This is a genomic window from Phocaeicola barnesiae DSM 18169 = JCM 13652, from assembly GCF_000374585.1.
GTDB classification, from domain to species: Bacteria; Bacteroidota; Bacteroidia; order Bacteroidales; family Bacteroidaceae; genus Phocaeicola; species Phocaeicola barnesiae.
Genome location: NZ_KB894643.1, coordinates 408,595 through 421,570 on the forward strand (window position 1 = coordinate 408,595; position 12,976 = coordinate 421,570).

At 43.1% G+C, this 12,976-nt stretch carries 6 protein-coding genes; all 6 read right to left on the reverse strand.

The window, feature by feature from the left end; translation table 11 throughout:
• Positions 1-202: 202 nt before the first annotated feature.
• The 6 genes from C510_RS0101690 to C510_RS0101715 all read right to left on the reverse strand — a co-directional run bounded on the left by C510_RS0101690 (position 203) and on the right by C510_RS0101715 (position 12,665).
• Entirely contained in the window at positions 203-1,969 is a 1,767-nt protein-coding gene (locus C510_RS0101690) for a RagB/SusD family nutrient uptake outer membrane protein (RefSeq protein ID WP_022340374.1), read from the reverse strand.
• Positions 1,970-1,983: 14 nt separating this feature from the next.
• Positions 1,984-5,223 carry a SusC/RagA family TonB-linked outer membrane protein gene (locus tag C510_RS0101695; RefSeq protein WP_026320063.1) on the reverse strand — a complete coding sequence of 1,080 codons (3,240 nt, stop codon included), beginning with the start codon at positions 5,221-5,223 and terminating at the stop codon, positions 1,984-1,986.
• Positions 5,224-5,586: 363 nt separating this feature from the next.
• Entirely contained in the window at positions 5,587-7,941 is a 2,355-nt protein-coding gene (locus C510_RS0101700) for a glycoside hydrolase family 3 N-terminal domain-containing protein (protein ID WP_018709608.1), read from the reverse strand.
• Between the two features lie 12 nt (positions 7,942-7,953).
• The gene (locus tag C510_RS0101705; protein ID WP_018709609.1) at positions 7,954-9,348 is read right to left on the reverse strand and encodes an alpha-L-fucosidase; all 1,395 of its coding nucleotides are present in this window, start codon (positions 9,346-9,348) and stop codon (positions 7,954-7,956) included.
• Between the two features lie 18 nt (positions 9,349-9,366).
• On the reverse strand, positions 9,367-10,746 hold the full coding sequence (locus C510_RS0101710) for an alpha-L-fucosidase (RefSeq protein ID WP_018709610.1): 1,380 nt from the start codon (positions 10,744-10,746) through the stop codon (positions 9,367-9,369).
• A gap of 20 nt (positions 10,747-10,766) precedes the next feature.
• Complete coding sequence (locus C510_RS0101715) at positions 10,767-12,665, reverse strand: SUMF1/EgtB/PvdO family nonheme iron enzyme (protein WP_018709611.1); 1,899 nt, start codon at positions 12,663-12,665, stop codon at positions 10,767-10,769.
• Between the last annotated feature and the right edge of the window lie 311 nt (positions 12,666-12,976).

A 12,976-nucleotide genomic window follows, 5' to 3' on the forward strand; every position in this document is an offset into this window, starting at 1 on the left:
CTGACAAATACCGCCAAACATCGTATAAAGAATTGTCAGTAAATAGCTGTTTATTTACAAATTAAATATAAAAATCCAAGATAGAAATAATCATATTTTACTATTTTAGATTCTAATGATACGAAACTTAGCTACATAAAAAAAGATGTCCCAACATTTTTTGCTAGGACATCTTTTCTATCAAATTTATTTATCTGCTACATCACCATCCTGGATTCTGTTTCAAATTCGGTGCTTTACCGATTTCGTCTGTAGGAATAGGAGACAAGTAATGTTTCGGATCTTCAAAAACAGGAGTCGGACTCTGACCGGCATAACGTTTTTCGTAAATAGTCAAAGCACCATCTTCGTTAACACCCACAGTTTCCTTCAGTGCTTGTATTTCTTCCTCTGAATATCCGGCACCTTCAATGATAATACCCAAACGAGGAGCAGTTAACAAATTACCGCAAGCCCAACGACGGATATCGTCATAGCGTACACCTTCCGCGAACATTTCAATCCGACGTTCACGACGGATTTCACGAATCAGCTTAGGATTGCTTCCCTGCACATTAGGATATGCAGCGGCAATAACCGGATCATCAAATCCGACATTCAGTGTGAGCGGATGATTGAATCCTACACGTGCACGAAGTTTGTTGATAGTCTCATCCAAATCAGTCTGAGTAATGGTTCCCAATTCGGCAGCAGCTTCTGCACGGATCAGCATGATTTCACCCAAACGGAACACAGGAGCATCTTCTGTTCCCTGATAGTGAGAAGCACTGTACTCTGCCGCATTATAAAATTTTACAATCGGATAACCGGTAGAGCATCTGCTCGGATTACCAGTAGCAGTAACAGAAGCAATATTAGGAGCCTTGCCATCCATATAATAACAATGATCTGTATCCGTTACATCTGGAGTTGCTGTAGTCTGCAACATACGCGGATCACGGTTGGCCAACTCGGCAATCAATGTTGTATGTTTCGTATGTCCTTCGCAATTACACAGAGAAATAGGAAGGCCTGTAGTAGCACACAAATAAGAATCTGCACAGTTCTTACTCATACCAAGTGGAGTTTCACCTACAAAAATCTGACGGGTAAGATTGTTACCTTTATCAATTCCCGGATCGTATGCTTTTGACAAAATAACTTCCGGATTGTTAGCCTGGTCTGCCAGACAGAACAGTTCATGATAAGCCGTACCTGGCTTACTTCCCTGATACAAGGAATAACCGTATTCAGCTTTCATCAATTCACAAGCAGCACTGTATGCTTCCTGCAAGAATTTCTCAGGATTCTCGATGCCGTGATATTTACGCCAAGTACCTTCAAACAGACACATACGTGCTTTCAAGGCCAATGCTGCATCTTTACTAATCAATGTAACATCTGTCTTTTTAGGCAACCATTCAATAGCCTGATTGATATCACGAAGCATATTGTCCATTACCAATACACGAGAATCACGGGCCTTGTACATTTCTTCATCCCCAGGATTCATCACATTCTCAAACCAAGGTACATCGCCATAAGCCTTAACCTTGTTAAAATAATCCAGTGTCTTGAAGAAAAGAATCATTCCGGCATATTTATGCTTTACTTCATCACTTTCCGGAGATTGTTCATAATTAGCTAGAAAATCATTGCATGCACGGATATTCTCCCATTTCCACTGAGTATCGCTGGCACTTGAAGGAACCGTAGCCAAACCAAAGCTGGTAGTATTACGTTCCCATGGTAAAACATCATCACCTGTAAAATCATCACCCAGCATACCCCAGTCATAACTCTTAGGGGCTCCATATCCAACAATCAATTTCGGATAGAAATCGTTACAGTATTGCTCCAGTGCAGTAGCATTGGCTGTAGTAAAGAACTGGTCCTTACCGATGGCATCCAATGGTTCTCTGTCCAAGAAATCACAACTAGCCAATGCCATCGTAAACAGACATCCTGTCAATATAGTTATTTTCTTCATAATCGTAAATCTTTTTAGAATGTTAAGTTGATACCGAATGAATAAGAACGGCAGAACGGATAACTCTTCATATCTGAATTCAATGTTCCGACCATACCATCTGACGATTTCTGATAAGTATTACCAGTCATATCCGGATCTACATATTTATACAAACCTGTAGCTTCCCACAAGTTCTGTCCACTGAAGAAGACCTTCAACTGAGAAATACCGACAGGTTCCAGCCATTTCTTCGGAAGTGTATATCCGATAGTCAAATCACGCAGACGGATATAAGATGCATTCTGCAGATACTTTGTCTGAGTCTGTCTACTGCGACTACTCCATGTCGGAACCGGATAATAAGCGTTAGGATTACTTTCTGACCAAGAATTATCAACATGGTAATCATTGATAGCGCTGTTCCATACACCGCTGAATCCCCAGAAAACTTCATTGCTAAGCCACAAATCACGTTTCAAGACACCTTCAAACAAGGCACGTACATCAAAGTTCTTCCAACTCAAACCCAGATTGATATTGAAACGATAACGAGGAGTCTGGTTACCGATTACTGTCAAGTCGCCATGATTATCCAATGTATTGATAGGTCCCTTATTGCTATCACCTGTATTTACAACACCATCACCATTCAGGTCAGCATAACGGATATCACCCGGAATCCAAGTATTTGAAATATAAGCCTGACGTTTAGCCTGTTCTGCGGCCTCAGCCTCTGTCATAATGAAACCATCTGTAGTATATCCCCAGATTTCACCCAAACGCTTGCCCTCATACAAATCATTCAAAGTTCCTGTCGGATTATCATATTTAGTAATAGTAGAATAACTATCTGAAAGACCGATTCCAACATTATACTTCAATGGACTACCGGCAACATCGGCAATCTGATCATTCCAATTGATTGTCAACTCCCATCCATTGGTACGCATACTGGCCAAATTCTCCTTACCACCACTTGTACCCATTGTATTAGGATAAGCTTTTGACACGACCATATCTGTCGTATAACGTACATAGTAATCGAAAGATGCAGTCAAACGGTTATTCAATAATCCCAAATCAAGACCGAAGTTAGCGGTTGTAACCTTTTCCCATGTTACATTATTGTAGGCCAATGTAGCCGGCGTAATACCTGTAGGTATACTACCAGACAGAATATAGTTCAAGTTCTCACTACCAACAGTTCCAATATAATCGAAGTTACCGTTAGTTACCTGATTACCCAACGAACCGATTGAAGCACGAATTTTCACATTCTGGAACAAATCACGTGCAGGATCAAAGAATTTCTCTTCAGAAAGTCTCCATCCTAATGATGCTGACGGGAAGAATCCCCACTGACTACCCGATGCATATTTGGAAGAACCGTCATAACGTCCATTCAACTCTACCAGATATTTGCCTTTATAATCATAATTCAAACGGAAGAATGCACCTTGAACAGCCCAAACAGTAGCTGCCTCACTCAATGTTTCCTTATCTTTAGCCATATCGATAATCGGGAAATCATTCATATACAGGTTGGCAGCTACACCATACATATTGCTGGTATTCTTACGTTCCTGGTTATAACCGGCCATTACTGAGAATGAGTGATCCTTTATCTGAGCTTTGTATTCAGCCCACACGTTCAAGGCTTCGTATGTATCATCATATTTCCGCAATCCAGCCTTATTCGTAGGCATCTTAGCTGTTTGGGAGCCATCCGGATTCAACTGATAAATTGTCTTCAAGTGTTCACGCTGCGTACGGAAGTAACGGTTTCCTGTATAATCTCCCTTGATAGAAAGACCTTTTATCGGAGTAAGGTTGAACGAACCGGTATACCAGATATCATCGTAATTATTGGTAATACGGCCTGCTTCTGCCAAGATACCAGCATAGTTGTAGTTAAAATTACTACCTTCCATAGCCGCAAAATGTTCACCATCCGGTAAATAGATAGGAATAAATGGGAATGAACGATACACTTCATAATACGGTGAACTACCCATATAAGCCTGTGTATTAGGTTCATCTGATTCACTACGATTATATTTAGCACGGAAACCGATTTCCAACCAATCTGTCACCTGAGTCGTGAAGTTGAACGACATGTTGATACGTTTATAAGTATCTGTACCAAATGCTAACAAACCGTCCTGACCCTTATAACCGATAGAACCATAATAGGTATTCTTCTCAGTACCTCCCTGAATACTTGCATTATGCTGTTGCATGAATGCAGCACTCTTATAGAATTCATCGAACCAATCGGTATTTCCGGCATAAGCCCACTGGCCTTTGGCTGTAAATTCTCCTGTTTCATCCAAGAAAGCTGACGGACGGCTCGGATCCTGACAATATGCATGAACAGCATCCACCAAAGCCTGACTGAAATACCCGCTACCATTCGTATTCGTATTAGCCAACTGTACAGCATCAATCCATTTATCAGAAGAAATACCATCCGGGAGACGTGACGGAGCAGACCATGAGAAGTTATTGTTATAATTTATGGTTACTTTCTGTCCTTTACTACCTTTCTTTGTCGTGATAAGAACCACACCAAAGGCTGCACGAGCACCATATACAGCTGCCGATGAAGCATCCTTTAACACAGAAACACTTTCAATGTCTTGAGGATTCAACAAAGAAATGTCATTGGTTTCTACTCCATCTACCAGAATCAATGCAGAACCACCATTCAAAGAAGTGATACCACGCACGTTGAAAGTAGCCGTTGCATTCGGGTTACCACTCGGCATGGTAATGTTCAAGTTAGGAATAGCACCTTGCAGACCTTGTGCCAAATTTGCAATCGGTCGATCTTCCAACATGTCTCCTTCGGTCATGGCAACAGCACCAGTCAAGTTAACCTTCTTCTGAGTACCATAACCAACAACAACGACTTCTTCCAAAGCCTGTGAATCATCTTGCAAAGTGATATTAATAGGTGAACCATTCCAAGCAATTTCCTGTGTTTTGTATCCCACAAAAGAAATTTGAATAATATCTCCCTTCTTTACACCTGACAAAGAGAAATCACCATCCAAGCCCGTGATTGTACCGTTGGTAGTACCTTTCACTACAACCGAAGCACCGATAACAGTTTCACCCGTAGCATCCTTTACAACACCTGTACAAGTTGACTGTTGTTGCATACCTCTGGTTGCATCAACCTCAGGTACAGCTACTGCATAGGCAGCTCCTGTAGAAGAAACACCTGCCAGAGCCAACAACATACTGACTGATTTGATTCGTTTTAACATAGTTTGATATTTTAAGTTAGAGATTCAGTCATACCAGATAAGGAATAAGTCATAGAAAACTTAAATTTCCCCTTCCTTTTATATTAAAAATGCAAATTTTTCTCATTTTTTATTTTTGCATGAAACAAAGATATGTATTTTTTTGATTTGTGCACACGTATTTATTCTTTTTCTGATAAAACGACCACAAGAAAATAATTTTTTTCAATAAATTATATAGAAAAGAAAATAGCAATTGGAAATCTTATCTTCTCAACTCGATTCTTTTTATTATCGCAAAAAGGTCGATACCTTATAAAGATTAATAAGATACCGACCTTTTACTATCTTTTTAATTTAATCAAATCATCATTAACCTGTCATTCATTCCACTTCAAAACTTCCTTTCAAAGGTAAATTGTCTGAGGCAGATCCTACCATAACATTAAACTTACCTGGTTCTACTACAAAGTTCATGTTCCGATCATAAATAGACAGGTCCTTTGCTGTCAGTTCGAATGTAACTTCGCGGCTTTCGCCTTTCTTTAGTTCAATACGCTGGAAACCTTTCAAACGAACAGGAGGAGTAACCACAGAACTTACTTCATCGTTGATATACAGCTGAGCAATTTCCGTTCCATCGCAGTTACCAGTATTCGTTACCGTACAGGTCACTTTCTGAAGTACGTTTTTACCGTCACCTGGAGTCAGTTTCAGATTACTATAGGCAAAAGTAGTATAGCTCAATCCATAACCGAACGCATACAACGGAGTACCCGGACCATCCATGTAATCACGCTGAACTCCCTGTGAATAATGAATCGGAAGCTGACCAACATTGCGTGGAACAGACATCGGCAAACGACCACTTGGATTATAGTCACCAAACAACACATCTGCAATACCATTACCACCCTGTTCCCCAGGATACCAGGCCATCAACAAAGCATCGCCGACTTCGGAAGCCAGATTCATCAATAATGGACGACCGGCAATATAAACAATCACCAACGGTTTACCAGTAGCAGCCAAAGCCTTGATCAGTTTTTCCTGGTCACCTAAAAGGTTCAAGGTTGAACGGTCGAAACCTTCTCCACATTCCATATCTGAAACCACTTCGTTCCCGTCAGAAGAAACAGTAGCTGCACCTGTTTCAATGTATTTCGTTTTGAAATCCCGGGCACTGGATCCTCCTACAGCTACCACCACCACATCTGCTTTTCTAGCAGCTTCTACGGCAGCCTGAATATCACTGGTTGTAGTATCACGGATAGCACAACCTTTTTCATAGTAGACCGTAGCATTCGGTAAGCGTTCACGCATTGCATCAAGCAGAGTCACTACTTTGGAACGCTCCTGAGGAGCTGTATAATCGCCCAAATAATTATAGATGACATCTGCATTCGGCCCGATAACCGCTACACTTTTCAGTTCTTTACTCAACGGAAGTACTCCTGTATTCTTCAGTAGCACTGTTCCTTCTCGAGCAACCTCACGAGCTACCTGCTTATGTTCTTCTGAGTTTACAATCATCTTGGCCTGCTCCGGAGAGACATATGGATTTTCAAACAAGCCCATCTTAAACTTCAGACGCAAAACATTCGAAACGGCACGATCTATATAAGATTCTTTCACCTTACCGTTCTTCACAGCCTCAACCAATTTACTATAAGCACTGGCACCCAAATCCATATCTGTTCCAGCTTCAATTGCTTGGATAGCCGCATCCTGTACAGTTGCTGCCACATGATGTGTACCTGCAATACCATCAATACTTACCAAATCCGAATAAACAAATCCATCAAACCCCCAACGTTTACGCAAAATTGTATCCAGCAGATAAGGATTTCCGGTACAAGGCACACCGTCAATCGAATTATAAGAAGTCATTACCGTAGCCGCCTTTCCTACTTCAACAGCACGCTGGAATCCAGGAAGATATTCATCCAATAAAGCACGCAGACTGATATCTGCCGGATTACCGTTATGTCCACCTCTAGGTACACCGTATGCTGCCATGTGCTTCAAAGTAGCATAGACATGACGGCCGTCTTTTGCATCTGTACCCTGCATTCCTTGCACAAAAGCCGTACCCAGAATACCGGTCAGATAAAGATCCTCTCCGAAGGTTTCTTCTACACGCGACCATCTCGGTTCACGGGCTATATCCAAGACCGGACCGTATCCCACGTTTGCTCCCTGCAAACGAGCTTCCAAACCGATAACTTCACCCATCCGACGAATCAAATCTTCGTTCCAAGTAGAAGCCTGACCAATAGAAGTCGGGAAAGTGGTAGCACCTATCGCCATGTGGCCATGCGGACATTCCTCAGCAAAAAGTACCGGAATACCCAGACGGGTATTCTCCACTGCATATTTCTGCATGGCATTCAAAGCCTTTGCCGCCAGTTCCGGATTCAATCCGGTCTCCAACGTCTTCTGTGTCCAAGGATCTGCACGCAGTACAGCCCAATAGGAACCGATAGGAGCTTTGTCCATCTGCTGTTTATACTTTTCGGATATAGTCACACTGTTCTTTCCGGTCTTGGTATACATTTCCCAACCTAAAGGACAGCAAATCTGACCAACCTTTTCTTCCAGGGTCATCCGCCCTACCAAATCCTTTACACGATCCTCAATGGGTGCATCAGCCTGCTTGTACAAAGGCTTCTGTGCCTGAAGGGGTGCCAACCCCAACATCCAGCAAGCAGCCACCATCCATAAAGTATGTTTTTTCATAAAGTAGAAGATTTATTTGTTTTTCAATTCAAAACGGAATGCCAATGGCCCGTCTTCCAACCCTTTCGGGAGCGTAACGGTTACCAGGTCACCTTCCGTACGATATTTTACTTTCTTTCCATTGGCCAACAAGACCATTTTACCTTTCGGCAGATTACCTTTCCAGGTAATAGTCTCCGGTAATGTTTCACCATCGGCGGGCGTATAGATTGCATATAGCGTCTTTCCATCTTTATTGGCGGTGAACCAAGTCTTACCATCGTTATAGACCGGAGTAATACGCGTATTATAAATAGCCTCGCCATTTTTCCGTAACCATTCACCGACTTTATGTAAACGTTCCACTACCGGCTGCTCGATAATACCATCTGGTGTAGGACCTACTCCCAGCAGGAAACAACCTCCTTTAGCCACAATTTCAGACAAGAGAGCTATAACCTTCTCCGGAGATTTATACGGAGCATTCGGCACCCATCCCCAGTCATTGCTCAGAGTAATACAGCTTTCCCACGGATAATTCAACTGAGTTTCCGGTATTCCACGTTCCGGAGTCTGATAGTTTTCATTCTTTCCACGTATACTGCGGTCTACCGCAATCAGTCCCGGATGTGTCTGACGGGCTTTTTCCAGAATGCGGTCCAGATTCACATCATCACCGGTCACCCAACCGCCATCCAGCCAAAGGATATCAAAACTTCCATAATCAGTCATCAGTTCATTCAACTGATTCTCCGTAAACTGCTGGTAATTCTTCCACCAATCCGGATGCTGTTCGATTTTATAATTCTGCCGGCGGTTCGGGGTAGCATAATACGGATTCCAGAACCATTCACAATGCCAGTCCGGTTTTGAGAAATAACATCCCATCATGAATCCTTTCTTACGGAAAGCGTCGAACACGTGATATGCCACATTTTTCCGTGGATTGTCTTTAAATGCTCCGTTAGCGATAGAGAAATCTGTATATTTCGAATCGAACATACAGAAACCATCGTGATGCTTCGTAGTGAAAATCATGTATTTCATACCGGCATCCTGCATGACATCTGCCCATTGTTCCGGATTGAAATTCACCGGATTGAATTTATCCTTCAAACCGAAGTACCATTTCTTGTAATCCTCATAAGTCATGGTTGTATCTCTCGGAATCCAATCCACATCTTCCGAGCAGATAGACCATGATTCCACAATACCTGGAACGGAGTATAATCCCCAATGGAACAATACACCGAATTTCTGATCCTGCCATTTATCCAGTTTATCCAATACCTGCTGGTCGGTAGGCCAGACATAATCGGTTGCTTTCGACTGTTCATGAACAAATCCCTGTACCTGCTGGGCTTGCATAGGAGTTACAGCCCCTACTCCCAGCATACAAGACAAAATCAATTGTTTGATACCTTTCATAATATAGCGGTTATTAGATTATTTCTTAACTGTGAAACGGAAAGCCAACGGTTCATTAGCCAATCCTTTCGGAAGTGTCACTTTTACTTTGTTACCGTCACATTGGTAACGTACCGATACGTTCTTGTTCAACAGTTTCATAGTACCGGTCGGGATATTTCCTTCCCACTCAATGGCAGCCGGCATTTCCTCGCCATCCTTCACTGTATAAACGGCATAGAGGGTCTTACCATCCTTATCAGCCGTAAACCAGGTATTTCCATCATTATAATCCGGAGTGATGCGGGTATTATAAATAGCCTGTCCGTTCTTCTTCAACCATTTACCTACCTGACGCAAACAAGTCTCAACTTCGGGTTGAATCAATCCTTGCGGTGTAGGGCCAACTCCCAGCAACAGACATCCACCTTTTGCTGTAATCTCTGCCAACAAGGCAAGTACTTCATTCGGAGACTTGAATTTGACATCGGGTACCCATCCCCAGCTATGTGACAAGGTGATACAACTTTCCCATGGGTGATCCAACTGTTTTTCCGGAATGCTCCGCTCCGGAGTCTGATAGTTTTCATTCTTGCCTTTGATGGTACGGTCTACCGAAATCAGTCCTTCATGTCCATGTGTCCGTGCATGAGCCAATACCTCATCCAGTCTTACTTCATCACCGGTTACCCAACCGCCATCCAACCATAGGATATCAAATTTTCCATAATTGGAAGTCAGTTCCATCAACTGATTGTAAGTAAAGTCCTGATAGTTCTTCCACCAATCCGGATGACGTTCACGTTTGTAGTTCTGCATACGGCCAGCCGTATCATAATACGGATGCCAGAACCATTTACAATGCCAGTCCGGTTTCGAGAAATAACATCCGATCATAAACTCCTTCTGACGGAATGCATCAAATACATAACGGGCCACATCTTTCTTCGGATTGTTTGCAAAAGGTCCTTTAGCAATAGAAAAGTCTGTATATTTAGAATCGAACATACAGAATCCGTCGTGATGTTTTGTGGTGAAAATCATATACTTCATACCGGCAGCCTGCATGATATCAGCCCATTGATCCGGATTGAAATCAGTCGGATTGAACTTTTCACTGAATCCCCAGTACCAACGCTTATAATCGTAATATGAATCTATCGGACGGGTAATCCAATCTTCCGAACACAGAGGCCATGACTCACAAATGCCTGGAACGGAGTATAATCCCCAATGAAACAATACACCGAATTTCAAATCCTGCCACTGGTCCAGTTTTTTAAGTACTGCAGCATCTGTCGGCCATTCATAACCGTCTGACTGCTCATGCACAAAACTGTTTGCATCGTCCTGGGCATAAGCACCCAACGATAAAGCCAACCCCATCAGGCAGGCTGCAAATTGTTTAAACTTTCTCATATTCCTGTTTTTTTATGGTATTATTCTGGTTTCTGTTCCAACCAAGTCAAATCGAACTGATAATGCAACCGACTGCTCACAATATGAATGGTAGAATCGGGAGCCTGCACACCGGCCATATAGCCACGTGGCTCGGCATGTGTGGCATCCATCATGAAATTACCCGTCCATGCTCCTCCGTTCAAGAAACGACATTTTCCATCGGTCAAAAGTTTTCTGACCGGCCAAGTCTTGCCTTCATCGTAGGAAACCGCTGCATAAAGACCGTAGCCACGGAATGTAGTGCCGTCAGCCCGTTGAAAAATCATCCCTCTATCCTTTTCCGGGGTACGCTGCGGATGATCAGTAAATGATACCAATAAAAGCGGCCCTTCGCGCAGACGTAACAACACCAGACGTTGTCCACCATCAATCGGCGGGAAAGGAGAAGCCGCATAGGTCCACGTCTTTCCTCCATCCGATGAAATGCTCATCGGCATGTGCCTGGTACCGTCTGCAGCAACAATCGTATTGCCACGTCCCAGCGCCATCCAACGTCCGTCCTTCAACTCCACCACTCCGGCATGTATACCGGCAATGGTACTTCCTGTTGTTCCTTCAGCAAACTCTGGTTTCGGAGCTCCATTCCACGGGTCTGCCCACGTCTTTCCTCCATCTTTACTCACCAGCACAGCTGCACCATCATTTCCTTCCGGTCCGGCATCACAAGCCTGTACCATCCACCCTTTCGATGTTCGGATAGTTCCGGAAATCACCTGATGACGTTTGGTATGTTCAGGCGCTATAATCCGAGGAGCGGTCCACGTATATCCGTTATCACGACTTGTCCGCATCACAACCATCAGATTTTGCCAGTCACCGGCAGCTTCTACACCATTGAAATGATACAGTGTCCCCTTTCCATCATTGAATACTGAACTACCGGTCATGTTCCGGTCAGGAACTTTGAAAAACATCGTTGCAGGTTCCCATGCGGATGCTCCTGCCTTCAGACGCGATTGCAGTACCACCATTTCCCGACCGTTCTCTTGATTGGCAGAGAACCAGACTGCCAGCATATCACCGTTATCGCACCATGTAATAGACGGCTGATGATTATGCCGATAAAAAGGAACACCAGGAAGCACCGGTTCAATGACAAAAGGAATCGGTTCACGGAAAAAACCTTTTCGGTCCTTAACCGGGAAAGAAAGTTCAGACTGAACCACCCGGAAACCTGTCAATGAATGCTTGTCATCAGGAAGCATGGCCATTCGGTTCGCACTCCGCAAATACTGGACAGGCGTATGATGACTTCCACCACGGGTTACACGATACATTCCGGTATCAGGTCCATTCGGGTCTGTCTGATTATCAGCTGTATAAGGTGCATACCAGTCCAGACACCATTCTTCTACATTGCCGTGCATGTCATAAAGCCCAAAAGCATTCGGTGGAGTCTGTCCCACTTTTAAAGAAACAGGTTTATAATTTCTTGCTATCACCTGATTCCGGCACGTGGATTCCGGCAGATAATCGCCTGTATAATAATCGGTATAGGTACCTGCCCTACATGCATATTCCCATTCCGCTTCGGTAGGCAGACGGTAGGGCTTCCCTTCTTTTTCACTCAGCCAATTACAGAAATCCACCGCATCCTGATAAGTGACATTCACTACCGCCTCATCGTCTCCCGTAGAAATACCATCCTTTCCCCGCAATGCACGGTGTTCCGGGCGGAACAGTTCAAACTGCGCATTGGTTACTTCTGTCTTTCCCATCCTGAAGGCCTGTGAAATAGTAACCCGATGTACCGGTGCCTCGTCGAAATCCTCCCCTTCACCGATACTGCCCATATAGAAAGTACCCGCAGGAATTTCTACAGTTTCAACCAATGACTGTGCGTATGAAAAGCCGGGACATACACCTAACATTCCCATAACCAACCAGATGCTTGTTTGTATATTTTTCATAGCCGATTTTAATTATCAGAAAGATTTATTAGACAAATATACGCATATTAATGAAACAACTTAAATTTGAAGTTAAAAATGCGTTCAATTATTAAATACTTGTGGATTTTTTTAGAAAAAAGTAAGAGAATGACATAACAGTTATCCTCAAAATTCATGGGACCTTACAAGGTAACTATCATTGCATAATGCACAAACCTAGGGAATAATCCTGTCCGGCGACAAATAAAAAACGGTACATACCCTGTTCAGGCAGGTATGTACCGAAATGATATCAT

What these genes read in the sequence shown, in the direction of transcription:
- C510_RS0101700 (WP_018709608.1), bottom strand. Translation starts at nt 7,941, where the DNA reads ATGAAAAAACATACTTTATGGATGGTGGCTGCTTGCTGGATGTTGGGG.
- C510_RS0101695 (WP_026320063.1), bottom strand. Translation starts at nt 5,223, where the DNA reads ATGTTAAAACGAATCAAATCAGTCAGTATGTTGTTGGCTCTGGCAGGT.
- C510_RS0101690 (WP_022340374.1), bottom strand. Translation starts at nt 1,969, where the DNA reads ATGAAGAAAATAACTATATTGACAGGATGTCTGTTTACGATGGCATTG.
- C510_RS0101710 (WP_018709610.1), bottom strand. Translation starts at nt 10,746, where the DNA reads ATGAGAAAGTTTAAACAATTTGCAGCCTGCCTGATGGGGTTGGCTTTA.
- C510_RS0101715 (WP_018709611.1), bottom strand. Translation starts at nt 12,665, where the DNA reads ATGGGAATGTTAGGTGTATGTCCCGGCTTTTCATACGCACAGTCATTG.
- C510_RS0101705 (WP_018709609.1), bottom strand. Translation starts at nt 9,348, where the DNA reads ATGAAAGGTATCAAACAATTGATTTTGTCTTGTATGCTGGGAGTAGGG.